Origin of the sequence: Massilia aurea, assembly GCF_014200505.1 — a bacterium.
Classification (GTDB): domain Bacteria; phylum Pseudomonadota; class Gammaproteobacteria; order Burkholderiales; family Burkholderiaceae_D; genus Telluria; species Telluria aurea_B.
Map to the genome: position 1 here is coordinate 86,661 of NZ_JACHBX010000004.1, position 19,496 is coordinate 106,156.

General features: G+C 64.0%; 19 protein-coding genes. 11 read left to right on the top strand and 8 right to left on the bottom strand.

The features are described from left to right. The 4 genes from HD842_RS17450 to HD842_RS17465 are packed head-to-tail and all read right to left on the bottom strand — an operon-like array spanning nt 1 to nt 4,286. A complete protein-coding gene (locus HD842_RS17450) occupies nt 1-1,149 on the bottom strand; it encodes an FAD-dependent monooxygenase (protein ID WP_183556031.1) in 1,149 nt (382 codons plus the stop codon). Then, nucleotides 1,146-2,492: a Xaa-Pro aminopeptidase gene (gene pepP, locus HD842_RS17455; protein ID WP_183556032.1), complete on the bottom strand. Its 1,347-nt coding sequence runs from the start codon at nt 2,490-2,492 to the stop codon at nt 1,146-1,148. Before pepP ends, HD842_RS17450 begins: the two co-directional genes overlap by 4 nt. Continuing rightward, the gene (gene murU, locus HD842_RS17460; RefSeq protein WP_183556033.1) at nt 2,489-3,211 is read right to left on the bottom strand and encodes an N-acetylmuramate alpha-1-phosphate uridylyltransferase MurU; all 723 of its coding nucleotides are present in this window, start codon (nt 3,209-3,211) and stop codon (nt 2,489-2,491) included. Before murU ends, pepP begins: the two co-directional genes overlap by 4 nt. Nucleotides 3,212-3,221: 10 nt before the next feature. Beyond that, nucleotides 3,222-4,286, bottom strand: a complete 1,065-nt coding sequence (locus tag HD842_RS17465) for an aminoglycoside phosphotransferase family protein (RefSeq protein ID WP_183556034.1) — start codon at nt 4,284-4,286, stop codon at nt 3,222-3,224. A 113-nt stretch (nt 4,287-4,399) separates the two neighbouring features. On the opposite strand from HD842_RS17465, the gene HD842_RS17470 reads away from it, so the two are divergent. From HD842_RS17470 to rsmA, 4 genes are all read left to right on the top strand, one after another. Continuing rightward, entirely contained in the window at nt 4,400-6,676 is a 2,277-nt protein-coding gene (locus HD842_RS17470; protein ID WP_183556035.1) for an LPS-assembly protein LptD, read from the top strand. A gap of 75 nt (nt 6,677-6,751) precedes the next feature. Then, nucleotides 6,752-8,179 (top strand): peptidylprolyl isomerase, encoded by a 1,428-nt coding sequence (locus HD842_RS17475; RefSeq protein WP_183556036.1) that lies wholly within the window; start codon nt 6,752-6,754, stop codon nt 8,177-8,179. Between the two features lie 3 nt (nt 8,180-8,182). Then, on the top strand, nt 8,183-9,277 hold the full coding sequence (gene pdxA, locus HD842_RS17480; protein WP_183556037.1) for a 4-hydroxythreonine-4-phosphate dehydrogenase PdxA: 1,095 nt from the start codon (nt 8,183-8,185) through the stop codon (nt 9,275-9,277). 10 nt (nt 9,278-9,287) lie between these two features. Then, nucleotides 9,288-10,064, top strand: a complete 777-nt coding sequence (rsmA, locus tag HD842_RS17485; protein WP_183556038.1) for a 16S rRNA (adenine(1518)-N(6)/adenine(1519)-N(6))-dimethyltransferase RsmA — start codon at nt 9,288-9,290, stop codon at nt 10,062-10,064. 377 nt (nt 10,065-10,441) lie between these two features. Here the strand turns inward: rsmA and HD842_RS17490 are convergent, their stop codons facing one another. The 3 genes from HD842_RS17490 to HD842_RS17500 form a co-directional block, all read right to left on the bottom strand. Next, nucleotides 10,442-11,086 carry a hypothetical protein gene (locus tag HD842_RS17490; protein ID WP_183556039.1) on the bottom strand — a complete coding sequence of 215 codons (645 nt, stop codon included), beginning with the start codon at nt 11,084-11,086 and terminating at the stop codon, nt 10,442-10,444. 20 nt (nt 11,087-11,106) lie between these two features. Continuing rightward, nucleotides 11,107-11,694: a hypothetical protein gene (locus HD842_RS17495; RefSeq protein WP_183556040.1), complete on the bottom strand. Its 588-nt coding sequence runs from the start codon at nt 11,692-11,694 to the stop codon at nt 11,107-11,109. 73 nt (nt 11,695-11,767) lie between these two features. Continuing rightward, complete coding sequence (locus HD842_RS17500; protein WP_183556041.1) at nt 11,768-11,908, bottom strand: hypothetical protein; 141 nt, start codon at nt 11,906-11,908, stop codon at nt 11,768-11,770. A 19-nt stretch (nt 11,909-11,927) separates the two neighbouring features. Here HD842_RS17500 and HD842_RS17505 point away from each other — a divergent pair, with 19 nt between their 5' ends. Next, nucleotides 11,928-12,689 carry an HAD family hydrolase gene (locus HD842_RS17505; protein ID WP_183556042.1) on the top strand — a complete coding sequence of 254 codons (762 nt, stop codon included), beginning with the start codon at nt 11,928-11,930 and terminating at the stop codon, nt 12,687-12,689. Between the two features lie 91 nt (nt 12,690-12,780). Further along, on the top strand, nt 12,781-13,797 hold the full coding sequence (gene hrcA / locus HD842_RS17510; protein ID WP_183556043.1) for a heat-inducible transcriptional repressor HrcA: 1,017 nt from the start codon (nt 12,781-12,783) through the stop codon (nt 13,795-13,797). A gap of 90 nt (nt 13,798-13,887) precedes the next feature. Here the strand turns inward: hrcA and fur are convergent, their stop codons facing one another. Then, nucleotides 13,888-14,319, bottom strand: a complete 432-nt coding sequence (gene fur, locus HD842_RS17515) for a ferric iron uptake transcriptional regulator (protein ID WP_183556044.1) — start codon at nt 14,317-14,319, stop codon at nt 13,888-13,890. 79 nt (nt 14,320-14,398) lie between these two features. Here fur and HD842_RS17520 point away from each other — a divergent pair, with 79 nt between their 5' ends. From HD842_RS17520 to HD842_RS17540, 5 genes are all read left to right on the top strand, one after another. Next, nucleotides 14,399-15,010, top strand: a complete 612-nt coding sequence (locus tag HD842_RS17520) for an outer membrane protein assembly factor BamE (RefSeq protein ID WP_229424818.1) — start codon at nt 14,399-14,401, stop codon at nt 15,008-15,010. 8 nt (nt 15,011-15,018) lie between these two features. After that, entirely contained in the window at nt 15,019-15,828 is an 810-nt protein-coding gene (gene dapB, locus HD842_RS17525; RefSeq protein ID WP_183556045.1) for a 4-hydroxy-tetrahydrodipicolinate reductase, read from the top strand. Between the two features lies 1 nt (nt 15,829). Next, entirely contained in the window at nt 15,830-16,156 is a 327-nt protein-coding gene (locus tag HD842_RS17530; RefSeq protein ID WP_183556046.1) for a barstar family protein, read from the top strand. Nucleotides 16,157-16,284: 128 nt separating this feature from the next. Beyond that, a complete protein-coding gene (gene leuS / locus HD842_RS17535; protein ID WP_183556047.1) occupies nt 16,285-18,927 on the top strand; it encodes a leucine--tRNA ligase in 2,643 nt (880 codons plus the stop codon). Beyond that, nucleotides 18,927-19,496, top strand: coding sequence for an LPS-assembly lipoprotein LptE (locus HD842_RS17540; RefSeq protein ID WP_370660848.1), 570 nt, complete (start codon nt 18,927-18,929; stop codon nt 19,494-19,496). The genes leuS and HD842_RS17540 overlap by 1 nt, the downstream gene beginning before the upstream one ends.

A 19,496-nucleotide genomic window follows, 5' to 3' on the forward strand; every position in this document is an offset into this window, starting at 1 on the left:
TTAGCGGCGGCCGAACATCATCAGGTCCGCCAGCAGTGTGCGGGCGGGGCGGGTCAGGTCGAGGGCGGCCAGGCCCAGGCCGAGCAGCGGTTGCAGCGGGCCGGTGATCGTGAAGGCGCGCGCCATCGTGTCGGTCAGGCCAATGGTCGTGCGGCGGTCGCCTGCGCGGTCTTCTGTGAAACGGGAGATTGCTTCGGCGTCCGTCCCGCGCGCCAGCTGGCGTGCCAGCACGGCGGCGTCGCGCAGGCCGAGGTTCAGGCCCTGGCCGGCCACCGGGTGCAGCGTCTGCGCGGCATTGCCGATGGCGACCGTGCGCGCCGTGGCGCGTGCTTCGGCATTCAGGCCGAGCGGGAACGCGCTGCGCGGCGATACCTTCGTGAAGGCGCCCAGGCGGGCGCCGAACGCGTCGCCCAACTGCATCAGGAAACGCGTGTCGTCCAGCGCCAGGATCGCCTGCGCGCGTTCCGGGCGCATGCACCAGACCAGCGCGTACTGGTGGCCATCGGCGCCGTCTTCGGGCAGCAGCGCCAGCGGGCCTTCGTCGGTGAAGCGCTCGAACGCGCGGTGCGCGATCGGCAGCGCGGTCGTCACGCGCGCGATCACGGCGCTCTGTTCGTAGTCGCGGCTGCGGGCGCGCTGGTCCTGCGCGCCAAACAGGCCGCCTTCGGCCTGCACCGCCACCCCGGCACGCACCGTGCTGCCGTCGTCCAGGTGCAGCAGCGCTGCATCCGGCTGTTCATCGAGCGACGTCACGCGCGCCGGGCGCAGCATCAAGACGCCGGCCTGCTCGCCCACCTTCGCCAGTGCGTCGACGACGGCGCCGTAGCGCGTCACATAGCCCAGCGCCGGCACGTCATGGTCTTCGCGCTGCATCAGGCTGCGGCCCAGCTGGCCGCGGCGCGAGACGTGGATCTCGTGGATCGGCGTGGCGGCCAGCGGCCATGCGCCCACCTCTTGCAGCAGTTGCGCGCTGCCCCACGACAGCGCGATCGAACGCGGATCCGAAATCGCCTGGCCCAGCGACTTGCCGTCGATGAGCGCGATGCGCGCCCCGGCGATGCCACGCCGGACCAGGAAGCCCGCCAGCGCCAGGCCCACTGGCCCCGCGCCGCAAATCGCCACATCGACGTCGTAAGTTTGGTTCGTCATCGTGCTGCCTTCATCCATGCTTCAATCTCCGCCACGTCTTTCGGTACGCCGTCCGTCAGGATGCGCGCACCCGTATCGGTGACGACGACATCGTCCTCGATCCGGATGCCGATGTTCCAGTATTCTTCGGGCACGCCGTCGGCCGGCCGCACATAGATGCCCGGCTCTACCGTCAGCGCCATGCCCGGCTGCAGTGCGCGCGATGGCTTGTCGGACAGCGCCAGATCGCGGTACACGCCCACATCGTGCACGTCCATCCCGAGCCAGTGGCCGGTGCCGTGCATGTAGAACTGGGCGAACGCGCGCGTGTCGATTGCGTTGTCGACCGACCCGACCTTGCGTTTGTCGAGCAGGCCCAGGTCGAGCATCCCTTCGGTCAGCACCCGCACCGCTGCCGCGTGGATGCCGCTGTACGGTTGCCCGGGCCGGACGGCCGCCAGCGCCGCGGCCTGGGCGCGCAGCACCAGTTCGTACAGCGTGCGCTGCGGCGCCGTGAAGCGGCCATTGGCCGGATAGGTGCGCGTGATGTCGCCCGCGTAGCCATCGATTTCGCAGCCGGCGTCGATCAGTACCAGTTCGCCGTCGAGAATGCGGCGGTCATTCGCAATGTAGTGCAGCACGCAGGCATTCGGGCCCGATGCGACAATCGACGAATACGCCGGCGCCTGCGCGCCGTTGCGGCGAAATTCGTGCAGCAGCTCCGCCTCGATTTCGTACTCGATCATGCCGGGCCGCGTGGCGCGCATCGCGCGTGCATGCGCCGCAGCCGAGATGGCGCCGGCACGTGCCATCAGGTCCACTTCGTGCGCATCCTTGACCAGCCGCATCTCGTCCAGCAGCATCAGCAAGTTGTGCGTCGTTGCCGGCGCTGTCACGCCCGTGCGGCCCAATGCGCGCACGCCTTTCAGCCAGCCGGTGGTCTGCGCATCGAGCGCCGCGCTGTGGCCCGGCGCGTAGTACAGCGCCGGTGCATTCGACAGCATGCCGACCATGCGGTGATCGAGTTCGTCGACCGGATAAGCTTCGTCGAACCCGAATGCCGTGCGCGCCGCATCGGGCCCGTAGCGAAAGCCGTCCCAGATTTCATGGTCGGGGTCTTTCGCGCGGCAGAACAGGATCGCGCGCGCAGGGCGCGCATCGAGCGCCGCCACCAGCACGAGGACACTGTCAGGCTCGGCGAATCCGCTCAGGTAGTAAAAATAGCTGTCGTGCCGGTACGGATACGGGCTGTCGCCATTGCGCATGACCTCGGGCGCCGTGCCGAGCACCGCCACCGCGCCTGGCGGCATCTGCGCCAGCACGCGCGCGCGCCTGTCCGCATGCACGGCGCCGGCCGGCATCATGGCGCCGACTTGGCCGGCCGCAGCGGCGCGTTCAGTTCTTCCAGCTGGCCGACGGTGCCGACATTGACCCACTGGCCGTGATACACCTCGCCGCCGATGCGACCCTGCTCGATGTACTGGCGCATCAGGGGCCCGAACTTGACGAACTCGCCCGCGCGGATGCCGTCGAACATCTCGGGCCGGTACACGCCGATGCCGGCGAAATTGAACTTGATGTCGCCCTCGTTACGCAGCGTGTACATGTCGAGCGCGAAGTCGCCCTCGGGGTTGTGCCACGGGTTCGGCGTGAGCCACAGCCAGGCGATGTCGCGCTGGTCGACCGCGTAGACCTGGCCCACCGCGTCCTTGTCCTTGAGCGCATCGAGCGCTTCGGTGAAGTCGAAGTAGGGCGCGTAGATGTCGCCCGACACCGCCAGGAATGGTTCATCGCCCAGCAGGTGCAGCGCATTGGCCACGCCGCCGGCCGTCTCGAGCGGGCTCGGTTCGTGCGAGTAGACGATGCGCGCGCCGTAGCGGCTGCCGTCGCCCAGCTCGGCCTCGATCATGTGACCCAGGTGCGAGTGGTTGATGACGATGTCGACGATCCCGGCGCGCACCAGGTTCAGCACGTGCCAGGTGATCAGGGGCCGGCCGCGCACCTTGAGCAGGGGCTTCGGGCAGGTATCGGTGAGTGGCCGCATGCGCTCGCCGCGGCCGGCGGCAAAAATCATCGCTTTCATGATGGTTGCCTTAGAAGGTGTAGCCGAACTGTTGCGGCTTGTCGTCGATTGCGTCGAGCAGGCGCAGCAGCGGCTTGAGTTCGTTGTAGCGGTTGGCGGTCTTGCGCACGTAGTCGAGCACCGTCGGCAGGTCGCCCATGTAGTGGGCCTTGTTGTCGCGGTAGTTCAGGCGGCAGAAGATGCCGAGGATTTTCAGGTGGCGCTGCAGGGCCATGTATTCGAAGTCGCGGTAGAACGCGTCGATGTCCGGATTGACCGGCAGGCCGACGCTTTTGGCGCTTTGCCAGTAGCGCACCACCCAGTCGAGCACCATGTCTTCGTCCCACTGGATGTAAGCGTCGCGCAGGAGCGACGCCAGGTCGTACGTCACCGGGCCATACACGGCGTCCTGGAAGTCGATCACGCCCGGGTTGTGCTGGTCGAGGAACATCAGGTTGCGCGAATGGAAATCGCGGTGCATGAACACCTGCTGCTGCGCCAGCACGTTGGCGGCAATCGCTTCGAATACTTTGTCGAGCTGCGCCTGCTGCTTGTCGTCGAGCGTCACGCCCAGGTGCTTGCCCAGGTACCACTCGGGGAAGATGCCCAGTTCGCGCATGACGAAAGCGCGGTCGAACTCGGGCAGCACGTCCGGCTGGCTGGCCATCTGGAACTTGAGCAGCGCGTCGACGGCGTCCGAATACATGAAGGCGGCATTGTCGATGGACAGGCGCGACAGGTAGGTGGTGTTGCCCAAATCGGACAACAGCAGGAAGCCCTGTTCGACATTGCGCGCGGCGATCGCCGGCACACTGACGCCTGCCTCGAGCAGCAAGCCCTGCACATGGATGAAAGCCGGCACGTTCTCACGCTCGGGCGGGGCATCCATCGCGACCAGCGTTGCGCCCAGCTTGGCCTGCATGTCGGCCACGACGTCGTAGCGGAAGTAGCGCCGGAAACTGGCGTCGACGGAGGCGCGGCGGCCGGACGCGACGTCGACCAGGCCGGTCGTGGCCAGCCATTCGTTCAGTTGCGACAGCCGGGTATCTGGCACTGCGTCGGCGGAGGCGGAAAGGTTTTGAGACAAAGATGACATGAAGCGGCCTGATGAATCCGGTTGGTTGAACTAATTCCCCTATAATAAGGGATTCATCCCAAAAAAACCGCCCTTTATGGCGCACGTCGATTCTCCATGAGCTGCGATTTTCCATGAGCTGGTCCTCGGCCCAACCATTCCCACCACGACACGTGCTCGCACTGTATGCAATGGCTTCGGTCACTGCGATGCCTGCGTTCGCGCAGACGCCCGCCACCGTCAACGTCACCGCCCCTGCACCAACGGCCCAGGCCGAGGACGAGCTTCCCGTCACCGTCAAGGCCGAGGATATCGCCGGCCGGCCCGACCGCCGGCTCGACCTCTCCCGTAACGTCGAGATCACGCGCGGCCAGACCGGCATGACCGCCGACACGGCCTGCTACCTGATCGTCGAAGACCAGGTCACGGCCACCGGCAACGTCGACATGTGGCGCTTTGGCGATCGCTACAAGGGCGACGAGCTGCAGCTGAACCTCGAAACGGGCAAGGGCTACCTGCTCAACCCGACGTATTTCATGGCAGCGAACAATGCCCAGGGCCAGGCGAGCCGGATCGACTTTTTGGGTGAGCAGCAGGCCGTCGTGCGCGACGGTACCTACAGCACCTGCGAAGGACCGGATCCCGACTGGTACCTGAAGTCGAGCACGCTGCGCCTGGACAAGGGCCGCGATGTCGGCACTGCCGGCAAGACCGTCATCTATTTCAAGGACGTGCCGATCCTGGGCACGCCTGCGATGTCGTTCTCGCTGTCCGGTCAGCGCCGTTCGGGCTGGCTGCCGCCAACCGTCGGTTTCGGCTCGCAGGGCAAGGCCGAAGTCATGGTGCCGTACTACGTCAACATCGCACCGAACCGCGACCTGACGCTGTACCCGCGCATGATGTTCGACCGTGGTTTCCAGCTGGGTGCCACCGGGCGTTACCTGGGCAGCACCTACAACGGTGAAACCCACGTCGAAGTGCTGCCGGACGACCGCCAGACGGGCACCACGCGCTGGCGCGCCGACTCGCTGCACAACGGCGCGATCAAACCGAACTGGTCGTATGGCTGGAACCTGCATGGCGCATCGGACGATGAATACCCGTCCGACTTTTCGCGCACCGTTGCCGCCAGCGCCGAGCGCCAGCTGCTGCGCGAACTGCGCACCGATTACTCGGGCCAGTACTGGAGCCTGTCCGCGCGCGCCCAGAATTACCAGGTGCTGCAGGACCCGGCGGCCGCCACCAATCAAAGCCTGACGGTGCCGCGGCCGTATGACCGCCTGCCGCAGATTAACTTCCGTTCAGCGCGCTACGACGTGGCGGGCTTCGACTGGGCGGTCGACGCCGAGGCGACCCGCTTCGCCCACCCCACGGACGTGGGTGGCTCGCGCGCCGTGGTCCAGGGCCAGGTCAGCTATCCGATCGTGCGCCCGGGCTGGTTCGTCACGCCCAAGCTGATGTACAACGCGGCCCAGTACGATCTGGACGATCACGCGACGCGCCCGGGCAAGCCGACCAAGCTGACGCGCTCGATTCCAACGGTGTCACTCGACAGCGGCATGGTGTTCGAACGCGATGCTTCGCTGTTTGGCAAGTCCACCACGCAGACGCTCGAGCCGCGCCTGTTCTATGTCTACACGCCGTACGAGAACCAGGACGATGTCCCGCTGTTCGATACGGGCCGCTCGGGTTTCAATTACGCCCAGCTGTTTTCCGAGAACCGCTATGTTGGCCTGGACCGCGTGTCCGACGCCAACCAGCTGACGGCGGCACTGGTGTCGCGCTTCATCCAGGAAGACGGCGCCGAGCGCCTGCGCCTGGCCATCGGCCAGCGCCTGTACTTCGAAGAGCCGCGCGTGCGCATCGCGGGCGAAGCGGCGCAGCAAAGCCGGTACGACCTGCTGCTGGCCGCCGGCGGCACCATTTCCGAGTCCTGGACCTTCGATAGCGGCGTACAATACGATGCGGCCGGAAGCAGTCTGTACAGCTCGAACGTGAGCGTGCAGTGGCGTCCGGGGAAGATGAAGGCCGTGAATGCCGAGTATCGTTATCAGCGTGACAGCTTCCGCAATGTCGACCTGTCGGCGCAGTATCCGATCTCGCGACGCTGGTATGGCGTCGGGCGTGTCAGCTACGCGCTGCGCTCGTATGGCGTGGGGCAGGCCGTCAATCCGTCCACCGGCAGCAAGCTGATCGAGAGCCTGATCGGTCTCGAATACCAGGCCGATTGCTGGGTGTTCCGGATGGGCGCGCAGCGTTTCGTGACGGCGGCCCAGACGACGTCGACGCCGATCTTCTTCCAGCTCGAGCTCAATGGCTTGTCGCGCCTGGGCCTGGGCAATCCGCTCGAGTCGTTTAACAAGAGCGTCCCGGGTTATACGCGACTGAACGCTGGCCTCGGCCGGCCCTAAGTCAAATTTCAGACTCGGTGTCCATACTTCGTCGTCCAACCTGACGTGAACAATCCTCAAATGAGTGCTTTCCAGATGATGCGTACTACCCGTTTGCAGTCTCTCCAGTTGGCAGCCGCGCTGCTGTGCGCGATGAGCGCAGGCCAGGTCCTGGCCCAGGCCGCGGCGCCGGCCGCCGGTAAGCCGGCCGCCACGACGCCAGCCGCTGCCACGCCGGCCGCCGGAGCGCCGGCCGCCAGCTCGGGTTTCCTGCCGCCTGCCTCGGCCAACGCCAAGGTGGTCGACTCGATCCAGGTCGTCGTCAACGATGAAGTCATCACGCGCAATGAAGTGGCTGGCCGCATGGTCCAGGTGACGGCAAACATGAAGGCGCGTAACGCCCAGATGCCCGACACCGCCACGATGGAACGCCAGGTGCTCGAGGCGATGATCGTCGAGCGCGCCCAGCTGCAACTGGCCAAGGAGATGGGCGTCAAGGTCGACGACCGCACGCTGGACGCCACGATCGGCCGCATTGCCGAGAACCAGAAGCTGTCGGTGCAGGACATGCGTAACCAGATGGAAAAAGAAGGCATGCCCTTCTCGCGCTTCCGCGAAGACATCCGCAACGAAATCATGATGCAGCGCCTGCGCGAGCACGAAGTCGACAGCAAGGTGCAAGTCTCGGAAGCCGAGATCGACACCTATATGGCTGCCGCCAAGGCCGCCGCCGCCGACCGCATCGAAGTCAACATCGCCCAGATCCTGGTGCGCGTGCCCGAAAACGCGTCGCCCGAGCAGATCGCTGCCCGCGCCGCGCGCGCCGAAGAAGTGATGCGCCAGCTGCGCACCGGCGCCGACTTCGCGCGCATGGCCTCAACCTATTCCGATGCGCCGGACGCGCTCAAGGGCGGCGACATCGGCTGGCGCGATGCCGACCGTCTGCCACCGAATTTCTCGACCGAGCTGCGCAAGCTGGAAGCCGGCCAGGTCACGCCGATCCTCAAGACCAACGTCGGCTTTCACATCCTGAAACTGGCCGGCAAGCGTTCGCTGGCCAGCGAGACCGACAAGGCCGTCGTCGAGCAGACCCGCGCACGCCACATCCTGCTCAAGGTCACGCCGACCATGACCGAGGCTGAGGTCAAGCGCAAGCTGCTCGAAATCAAGGAGAAGATGGCCAATAACGCCGGCACCTTCGAAGATCTGGCGCGCCAGTACTCGCAGGATGGTTCGGCCAGCAAGGGCGGCGATCTGGGCTGGCTGTATCCGGGCGACACCGTGCCGGAATTCGAGACCGCGATGAATGCCCTGAAGCCGGGCGATACGTCCGACATCGTGCAGTCGCCGTTCGGCTTCCACCTGATCCAGGTCGTCGAGCGCAAGAGCGAAGACGTGACGCAGCAGAAAGAGCGCAACGTGGCGCGCCAGGTCCTGCGTGACCGCAAGATGCAGGAAGCGATGGAAGACTGGATGCGCCAGGTGCGCGACCGCGCCTACGTCGAATTCCGCGAGGAGCAGTAAGTAATGGTCGCGCCGCAGGCGCCTGTGCGCCCGCTGGCGCAACATCGGCCCGCAGTTCGCCCAATTCTGGCGATCACGGTCGGCGAGCCGGCCGGCATCGGCCCCGAGATCGCGATCCGCGCCGCCTGGGCCATGCGCGATGAGACCAACTGCGTGCTGGTGGGCGACGCCGCCTTCCTGGCGCTCACGGCCAGCCTGATCGACCCTGCCATCCGCCTGGCCGCCCTGTCGACCCAGGCGCTGCGCAACGGCGGCCTGCCGCACTTCGGCCCCGCGCGGCTGGCCGTCATCGACGTGCCGCTCGACGCCCACGTGGTGCCGGGTCGGCTCGACCCCGAAAATGGCCGCGCCGTGCTGGCCACGCTCGACCTGGCCATCGAAGGCTGCGAGCGGGGCTGGTTCGACGGCATCGTCACCGCGCCACTGCAGAAAAGCACGATCAACGATGCCGGTGTCGCGTTCTCCGGCCACACCGAATACCTGGCCGAGAAAACCGGCACGCCTAAAGTGGTGATGATGCTGGCCGGCGCGCCAGGCGGGGATCAACCGTACCTGCGCGTTGCGCTCGCCACGACCCATCTGCCGCTGAAGGATGTTCCGGGCGCACTCACGCGCGAGAACCTGACCCAGGTGCTCGACATCCTGCACGCCGATCTGACCACCAAGTTCGGCATCGCCGCGCCCGTCATCCTGGTCACCGGCCTGAACCCGCACGCGGGCGAAAACGGTTACCTGGGCCGTGAGGAAATCGACGTCATCACGCCAGTGCTCGAGGCAGCGCGTGCGCGTGGCATCGACGCGCGCGGCCCGTATCCGGCCGACACGCTGTTCCAGCCGAAGTACCTGAAAGACGCCGATTGCGTGCTGGCGATGTACCACGACCAGGGTCTGCCGGTGCTCAAGCACGCGACCTTCGGGCGCGGCATCAATGTCACGCTCGGCCTGCCGCTGATCCGCACCTCGGTCGACCATGGCACCGCGCTCGACCTGGCCGCGCAGGGCCTTGGCCTCGCCGATTGCGGCAGCATGATCGAAGCGATCGGCGCGGCCATGCACATGGTGCTGGCGCAGCGCGCGGCCCGCGCATCAAATATTTAAGAAAGCATTCATGAAACACGTAGCACGCAAGCGCTTCGGCCAGAACTTCCTGACCGACAAGCAGGTCCTCTCCGACATCATCGACGCCATCGCGCCGCGCCAGGGCGAAACCATGGTCGAAATCGGACCGGGCCTGGCCGCGATGACGGCGCTACTGCTCAAGCAGCTCGACCACATGCACGTCGTCGAGCTTGACCGTGATCTGGTCACGCGCCTGGAAAAAGCCTATCCGCGCGAACGTCTGACCGTGCATTCGGGTGACGCCCTGAAGTTCGACTTTGGCGCGATTCCGGTGGCCGAGGGACAGAAGCTGCGCGTGGTGGGCAATCTGCCATACAACATTTCCAGCCCGCTGCTGTTTCACCTGGCGGACTTTGCGCACCTGATCGAAGACCAGCACTTCATGCTGCAAAAGGAAGTGGTCGAGCGCATGGTGGCCGAGCCGGGCAGCAAAACTTACGGTCGCCTGTCGGTGATGCTGCAATGGCGCTACGATATGTCGCTGATGTTCATCGTGCCGCCGACCGCGTTCGATCCGCCACCGCAGGTCGAATCGGCCATCGTGCGCATGGTGCCGGTCAAGCAGCAACTGCCGTGCGACGCTAAACGCCTTGAAGCCGTGGTGGCCAAGGCCTTCTCGCAGCGGCGCAAGGTGATTCGCAATTGCGTGGCGGGGATGTTCACCGAGGCGCAGCTGGTGGAAGCGGGCATCGACCCGAGCGTACGGCCCGAAGCCGTGAGCCTGGCGCAGTATGTGGCGCTGGCCAATCTGCCAAGCCAGACCTAGTTGCTGCGGGCATCATGCCCGCCTTTCACCGATCAAAGCGCCTTCCGGGGCGCTTTTTTTATGGATGCACGATCAGCCGTAGGGTGGGCGGGTTTCCCGCCCACGCGTTCAAACCAATTTCGCAACGGGGTGATGCCATGTTAGGTTGAACGCGCGGACGGCAAGCCGTCCACCCTACGATTGCAAATTCGATCACAGTTTTCATTGTGAGGCAGCTAGCAACAGCCAAAAAAAAGGCCCGCTACAAGAGCGGGCCGAAATCCAATTCTTTTCTGAGGAGAGTTGGAGGAGACAGGATCAGTATGCTGCGTTACAGCATATAAGTCCAATTTTCCTTTCGCATACTCGACATAAGAATTACGTATAACTCTCCAGGACTAGGCAGCGACGCAGGTCACGTTGATGTTGGTGATCGCGACGTCCCCCATCGTACCGGTCGGGTTTGCGACCGTGCAGATCTGGCCGGCTGGCTGCTTGCTGACCGTGACGCCATAGGTCGTGTTGAATGGCACTTCAGGCAGCGCATAGGTGATCGGGGTCGTGGATGGCGGCGTTTCCGGCGTCGCGGCCGAGTAGGAGCCCCCAGTACTGCCGTTGGCCAGTACCAGGCCGGCGCCGGTCAGGCCCGTGATCGTGCCACCGATGGAACGCGTGTTGATCCGGCAAACAATGGCAATGTCAATGGTCACCAGACGGCCCGCCGTGTCGGCGTTGTTGGCATAAATGCCGCCTGCCGGAACGCCCGGCTCGCAGTTCTGGTGCGCTGGCGGCGTGGCGACGGTGACGGCATAGGTATCGCCGTATTCCAGCTTGTCGGGGAAGGCAAAGCGCACCGCTGCGCCGGCCGCGGTTGGCGGTGTAACCTTCAATGGCACGCCGGCATTGGTCAGGACCAGGCCATCATAAACGAGGCCGGTCACCGAACCGGCAACGGTGAACTCGGCTTTGTCGCTGCCGCCACAGGCGGCCAGGCTTGCAGCCAGTGCCAGCGCAAGCGCCGGGCGGATCAGGGAAGACTTCATGCGTTTGACTCCAGAAAAAATTAAGGTGCGCACGTGACGGTCACGTTGTTCACATCGGCCGGGCCCATGGTGCCGACGCCATTGGCGACGGTGCAGCTCTGGCCGGCAGGGTTCGCGAGGATCGAGACGCCATACGGTGCGTCTTGTGCCACGCGGGCCATGGTGAACGCGGTCGCGCCGGCCGGAACGATGACGCGGTCCGAACCGTTGACCAGAATCAGGTCATTCTTGAGGTTGCTCACGGTGCCGCCCAAGGCCTGGGTCTTGAAGGTGCAGACGATCTCGATGGTCGTGACATCGAAGCCAGCGCGGCCCGTGTTCTGGAACAACTTGCACTCCTGGACGTTCGTCGGGGTGCTCTTGACCCGCACGTCATACTTGTCGTCGGACGAAATCCGGTTTGGGAAAATGAACCGCGTCAAGCCCGTGCCGTTCGCCGGCACCGGGACTTCAAAGTCAGAGCCGCCGTTATTGGTCAAAATCATGCCCGGCTTGGTGACGCCGGAAATCGTGCCACTCAGCAGCAGTTGGCCATCGTCACCACCGCAAGCAGTCAACACGACCGCGCATGCCAGCGCTGCGCTTGCGCGCAGGTAGGAACTCTTCATATATTCTCCAAATAATCTAGCGGGAAAGCGCAGGCTGCGCGGTTGGAATCAAAAAATCGCTCAACATTTTAGTTCATTTATTAGGCAACCGGTCCATTTGCGTCCCATTTCCATGTGTATCAGGTTGTAAGCACAATGTCATATAAGCAACGCGCAAGCCGTGCGGTTTGCTTTTGGGCGTATGCATCGCTATGCTGGCGTAGCGTTTTTTCATGCCTGTTCTCTGGAAGCCGATGACCCGCCATCCCTGGCCCAAAGCCGTACTGTTCGACCTCGACGATACCCTGTGGCCGATCGTGCCCGTGATCCGGGCTGCCGAAACCGTTCTGTATACATGGCTACAGCAGCATGCGCCGCGCGTGGCCGAGCGGTTCACGATCGACAGTCTGCGGCAGGCGCGCCTGGAACTGCTGGCCCGCGAGCCCCAGTATGGGATCGACCTGAGCGCACTGCGCCACGCCGGCCTGATCGCCGCGTTCGAGCAGGCAGGGGAGGACGTTGCCCGGGTGGACGAGGCCATGGTCATCTTTGTCGCTGCGCGCAATGCCGTAACGCTGTATGACGATGTGGCACCGGGCCTCGCGCGGCTCCGGCAGCGCGCGCTGCTGGGCTCGGTCACAAACGGCGTGGCCGACCTGGCCACGATCGGCCTGGCCGACCAGTTCCAGGCATCGGTGGCGGCGCGCGACTTTGGCGCGGCCAAGCCCGATCCGGGGATTTTCCTGGCCGGCTGCGCCGCACTCGGGGTGCTACCGGCCGACACCCTGTATGTGGGTGATGATTTGCTGCTCGACGTCCAGGGCGCCCAGCAGGCAGGCCTGCGCGCCGCCTGGATGAACCGTAGCGGCAAGATCAACGAGCTGGCCGACCAGGTACGGCCCGATGTCGAGGTGAACAGCATCGATGCGCTGCTCGACTGGCTCGATGCCGGGCACGAGCCGCCACAGGAGCCACCGCACGAGTTGCCACACGGATCTGCGCGGATGCGCGTATAACACTGGGACGGACTGCAGGCCTTGCGCTGCCGTGCCGCGCCCCAATTTGATTCTCATCCCAGCACCACAGAAAAAGACGCTTCCCGGAACCATGCAACTCGATCACCGTGCCCAAACCCTGCTCAAAGCGCTTGTCGAACGCTATATTGCCGACGGCCAGCCGGTCGGCTCGCGCGCGCTGTCCAAGCTGTCGGGCCTGGAATTGTCGCCCGCGACGATCCGCAACATCATGGCCGACCTCGAGGACATGGGGTTCGTCGCCAGTCCCCACACCTCGGCCGGTCGGATCCCAACGCCGCGCGGCTACCGCGTGTTTGTCGATACCCTGTTGACCGTCAAGCAGCTCGATGAAACGACGGTCGGTGCCGAGCGCATGCGCCTGCCGCTGCAGCATCCGCAAAAGCTGATCGCCAACGCGGCCCAGATGCTCTCGTCTCTGTCGCAGTTTGCCGGTGTGGTGCAAAGCCCGCGCCGCGAATCGGTGTTCCAGCAGATCGAATTCTTGCGCCTGTCCGAAAAGCGCATCCTGCTCGTGATCGTTGATCCCCGTGGCGATGTGCAAAACCGCCTGCTGCTGACCGATGTCGACTACACGCCGACGCAATTGTCGCAGTCGGCGAATTACCTGAACCAGAATTTTGCCGGCCAGTCATTCGACGGCGTGCGCCAGCGCCTTAGTGGCGAACTGCGCCAGCTGAGCGACGATATGGGACGCCTGATGCATGCCGCGGTCGAGGCCGGCAGCGAGGCGATGGCCGAGAGCGACGACGTGGTCATTTCCGGTGAGCGCAACCTGCTGTCGGTAACCGACCTGTCGTCGAATATGAGTTCGCTGCGCCAGATGTTCGAGATGTTCGAGCAAAAGACGGGCCTGATGCAATTGCTCGACATGTCGAGCAAGGCCGGGGGCGTGCAGATCTTCATTGGCGGCGAATCGAATCTGGTGCCGATGGACGAGATGAGCGTGGTCACTGCGCCGTACGCCGTCGATGGCCGTATCGTCGGCACGCTCGGCGTCATCGGTCCCACGAGGATGGCGTACGAGCGGGTGATTCCGATCGTGGACATCACCGCCAAGCTGCTGTCGAACGCACTGAGCCAGCCTTAACAGTTTTTTACTCTTACCAGATGCAAAAAGGGCGCACAGGAAATTCCGGTGCGCCCTTTTTTGTTGGCCAGCCCTGCGGGCAGCTGATGGTCAGCTTGCTTTACGCGCCGCCTGGCACTGCGGGCAGCTGCCATAGATCGCCAGCGCGTGGTCAACGATCGTGTAGCCGTGGGTTTCGGCAATCATCTTCTGGCGCTGCTCGATTTCGTCGTCGTAGAATTCTTCAACCCGGCCGCAGGTGACGCAGACGAGGTGATCGTGGTGCGAGCCGGCGTTGAGTTCGTAGATGGCCTTGCCGGTTTCGAAGTGGTTGCGGTTGAGCAGGCCGGCCTGCTCAAATTGCGTCAGGACGCGGTAGACGGTAGCCAGGCCGACGTCCATGTTTTCAGCCAACAGGATCTTGTAGACATCTTCGGCAGTCAGGTGACGCACGGCGCTGTTCTGGAAGATTTCCAGGATTTTCAGGCGCGGGAGCGTGGCCTTCAGGCCGCTTGCCTTCAGGTCGGTCGGATTGTTACTCATGTTTGTTACTCGCATATTGGCGGAGTGCTTTATGATATAGCGTTTTGAAAGCTCCCGCTCGAACGATTTGAGGTTACCTATGCGCGTCAAACAAGCCGTATCCCATCGATTTTCCGCCAAGGCGGTGCTGGCGGCAGGTCTCGTCTGCACGCTGACGCTGTCCGGCTGCGCGTCCTGGCGCAACCAGACCCGTCCGGCGCCACCGGTGGCAACGGACTCGGCGGCCACCGCGGCCGACGCCGACAAATCGGCCGCCATCGCCAATGCCGGCGCGCAGACCGTGCAGGCTTCGCGCCTGCAAAAGTTCCTGTGGATCTTCTCGCCTTACCGCCCGGATATTCAGCAAGGCAACTTCGTCTCGCAAGAGATGCTGAACCAGCTGAAAGCCGGCCAGACGCGCGACCAGGTGCGTTTCCTGCTCGGTTCGCCTCTGTTGCTCGATGCCTTCCATGCCGACCGCTGGGACTACCCGTTCTACCTGGCCCGCGGCAATGGCGAACTGACCACCAGCCGCGTCACGGTGTTCTTCAAGGATGACGTGGTCGAGCGCTTCGAAGGCGGCAACCTGCCAAGCGAGCGCGATTACATCGACCGTATCGCCGGCCCCGCCAAGGTGCCGAGCAAGAAAGAAAAGCCGGAAAGCCGTCCGGTCGCACCGATCACGGTGACCGCCCCGGCAACCCAGCAGTAAGGATTGCCATGACGATGTTGAATATTGCCGTAGCCGGCGCCAGCGGCCGCATGGGCCGCATGCTGATCGAAGCCATCCAGTACGCACCCGACGCCCGCCTGGCCGGCGCCCTCGACATGCCCGGTTCGCCGTTCATCGGCCAGGATGCCGGCGCCTTCGGGGGCTTCCTCACTGGCGTGATGATCGAAGACAGCATCAAGCACGGCCTGCACAACGCCGACGTGCTGATCGACTTCACCCGCCCCGAAGGCACGCTCGCGCACCTCGCGTATTGCGCCGCCAACGGCAAACAGATGGTGATCGGCACCACCGGTTTCGATGACGCCGGCAAGGCGCAGATCGCCGCCGCCGCCGAGAAAATCGGCCTGGTGGTCGCGCCGAACATGAGTGTGGGCGTCAACGTCACGCTCAAGCTGCTCGAAATGGCGGCAAAAAGTTTTGCCGAAGGCTACGACATCGAAATCGTCGAAGCACACCACCGGCACAAGGTCGATGCACCATCGGGCACCGCGCTCAAGATGGGCGAAGTGATTGCCGACGCCATCGGCCGCGACCTCAAGGAATGCGCCGTGTACGGGCGTGAAGGCGTGACCGGCGAGCGCGATCCGTCGACGATCGGCTTTGCCACCGTGCGCGGTGGCGACGTCGTGGGCGACCACACTGTCATGTTCCTGGGCACGGGCGAGCGCATCGAGATCAGCCACAAATCCAGCAGCCGCGTGACCTACGCACACGGCGCGCTGCGCGCCGCACGCTTCCTGGCAGACAAATCCCACGGCCTGTACGACATGCAGGACGTGCTGGGCTTGAGCGCCTGATATGGCCGTTGCACAACTGAACGGCGCCGGGATCGTCGACGAGGCGTCGTTTCATGCGCAAAGCCGGGCCGCCTTCGGCTTCCCGGCATCGTACGCGAACAGCATCGACGCCTGGGTGGATTGCCTGAGCTACCTGCGCGACGACGAAAACATGACCAGCTTCCAGCTGGCGCCGGACGAAGTGCTCGAGATCGTCATCCGCGACGCTGCCGCCATGAAGGCCGCCGCGCCGGATCTGTTCGAGGAGCTGGCCTTTTGTATTGGTGGCATCAACGAGCGGTATGAGGATTACGGCGAGACGCCGGCACTGAAACTCGTGCTGCGCTGAATTACCCGGGCAGCGTTCAGCGGACGCTGTCTCATTGCACCATCCTTCCTGCACCACGCCACGCCGTAGTGCAAAATCAACAGGTTATAATGACCGGTTCCATCTCCCACATTACGTCTGCAGAAATCATGCAAGAAAAATATAGTCCAGCCGAAGTCGAACAGGCCGCCCAGGCCTACTGGAAATCGATCGACGCCTATAAAGCCGTCGAACACGATCCGCGTTTCCCGAAGGGCAAGTACTACGCCTGCTCGATGCTGCCTTACCCATCGGGCAAGCTGCACATGGGCCACGTGCGCAACTATACGATCAATGACGTGATGTACCGCTACCTGCGGATGAACGGCTACAACGTCCTGATGCCGATGGGCTGGGATGCGTTCGGCATGCCGGCAGAAAACGCGGCCATGGCCAACAACGTGCCGCCGGCCGAATGGACCTATTCGAACATCGCCCACATGCGTGGCCAGATGGAGTCGATGGGCCTGGCGATCGACTGGTCGCGCGAGATGACCGCCTGCAAGCCGGACTACTACAAGTGGAACCAGTGGATGTTCCTCAAGATGCTCGAAAAGGGCATCATCTACCAGAAGACCGGTACCGTGAACTGGGACCCGGTCGACCAGACCGTGCTGGCCAACGAGCAGGTTGTCGATGGCCGCGGCTGGCGTTCGGGCGCGCTCATTGAAAAGCGCGAAATCCCGATGTACTACGTGCGCATCACCGAATACGCCGACGAACTGCTCGACCATGTCGACAACAAGCTGCCGGGCTGGCCCGAGCGCGTGCGCACGATGCAGGCCAACTGGATCGGCAAGTCGACGGGTGTGCGCTTCGCATTCCCGCACACGATCCAGGATGACACCGGCACACCGATCGACGACGGCAAGCTGTACGTGTTCACCACGCGCGCCGACACGATCATGGGCGTGACCTTCTGCGCCGTGGCGCCAGAGCACGCGCTGTCCCAGCACGCGGCAAAGAACAACCCGGCGCTCCAGCAATTCATCGCCGAATGCAAGCTCGGTTCCGTCATCGAAGCCGACATGGCGACGATGGAAAAGAAGGGCATGCCGACCGGCCTGTTCGTCACCCATCCGGTCACGCAAGAACAGATCCCGGTCTGGGTCGGCAACTACGTCCTGATCACCTACGGCGATGGCGCCGTGATGGGCGTGCCGGCGCATGACGAACGCGATTTCGGCTTCGCCAAAAAATACAATCTGCCGATCAAGCAGGTCGTGGCCGTCGAAGGCCAGGAATTCTCGCTCGACGCCTGGCAGGAGTGGTACGGCGACAAGGACAACGGCCGCACGATCAACTCGGGCAAGTACGACGGCCTCGATTACACCTCGGCCGTCAACGCGGTATCGGGTGAACTGGCGAGCCAGGATCTGGGCGCCAAGAAGGTCACGTTCCGCCTGCGCGACTGGGGTATCTCGCGCCAGCGCTACTGGGGCACGCCGATCCCGATGATCCACTGCGCCGAGTGCGGCATCGTGCCGGTACCCGAAGCCGACCTGCCGGTCGTGCTGCCCGAGCACCTGGTCCCGGACGGTACCGGCAATCCACTGAACAAGGATGAAGCGTTCCTCAAGTGTGACTGCCCGACCTGCGGTAAACCTGCGCGCCGCGAGACCGACACGATGGACACGTTCATCGATTCGTCGTGGTACTACATGCGCTATACGTCGCCGGGTTCCAACGACGCGATGGTCGACGAGCGCAACGATTACTGGATGCCGATGGACCAGTACATCGGCGGCATCGAACACGCCGTCATGCACCTGCTGTACGCGCGCTTCTGGACCAAGGTGATGCGCGACTTCGGGCTGGTCAAATTCGACGAGCCGTTCGTGAACCTGCTCACGCAGGGCATGGTGCTGAACGAAACCTACTACCGCGAAGACGCATCGACCAAGAAGACCTGGTTCAACCCGGCCGATGTCGAGCTGACCTTCGACGACAAGGGCCGCCCGCAAAGCGCCGTGCTGAAGGCCGACGGCCAGCCGGTGGAAATCGGCGGCACCGAAAAGATGTCGAAGTCCAAAAACAACGGCATCGATCCGCAAGCGCAGATCGAGCAGTACGGCGCCGATACCGCGCGTCTGTTTACGATGTTCGCGTCGCCACCGGAGCAGACGCTCGAGTGGTCGAACAGCGGCGTCGAAGGCGCCAGCCGCTTCCTGCGCCGCGTGTGGGCCTTCGGCTACGCGCAGCGCGCGCGCATTGCCGCCGCACTGACCGGTGAAGTGCAGGGCACGCACACCGACGCACAGAAAACCCTGCGCCGCGAAGTGCACAAGATCCTGCAGCAGGCCGATTACGACCTGAAACGCATCCAGTACAACACGGTGGTCTCGGCGTGCATGAAGATGCTCAACACGCTCGAATCGGGCAAGCTCGATGACAGCGCAGCGTCCAACGCCATCATCGCCGAAGGCTTCTCGATCTTCCTGCGTTTGCTGAACCCGGTCGCGCCGCACATCACGCACGCACTGTGGCAGGAACTTGGCTTTGCGGACGTGCACGGCGACCTGCTCAACGCCCCATGGCCGGAAGTCGATCCACAGGCGCTCGAACAATCCGAGATCGACATGATGATCCAGGTGAACGGCAAGCTGCGTGGTTCGGTCAAGGTCGCAAAGGATGCCGACAAGGCGACCATCGAAGCGGCTGCCCTGGCCAGCGAAGCGGTGCAGAAGTTCATCGAAGGCACGCCGAAGAAGGTCATCGTCGTGCCGGGTAAACTTGTCAATATCGTGGTCTGATGATGAACACTTCGAACAACAACTACCTCGCGCGTGCCCTCGGTGCCGTCCTGCTGGTGGCGATGCTGGCAGGCTGCGGCTTCAAGCTGCGCGGCAGCGACGGCCAGTACAACGTGCCGTTCCAGAGCATCTGGCTGTCGTTCAACGAAGCCTCGCCGCTGGGCACGGAGCTCAAGCGCAATCTGCGCGCGGGCGACAACCTGCGCATCGAGTCGGATGCGTCCAAGGCCGAGGCGTTGTTCGATGTGATCAGCGAGTCGCGTGGCAAGTCGATCCTGTCGCTCAACAGCCTGGGTCGCGTGCGTGAATACTCGCTGAGCTACACGCTGGTGTTCCAGGTACGCGACGCCAACAACCGCCAGCTGCTGGCGCCGACCGAGATCACCCTGCGCCGCAATATCGCGTTCGATGAATCGCAGGTGCTGGCCAAGGAATCCGAAGAAGCGCTGCTGTACCGCGACATGCAGTCCGACCTGGTGCAGCAGATCCTGCGCCGCCTGGTGGCGATCAAGCCGCTGGCGCCCGTGACGGCGCCAGCGACGCCGGCAGCCGCCTTGCCGACGCCGTAA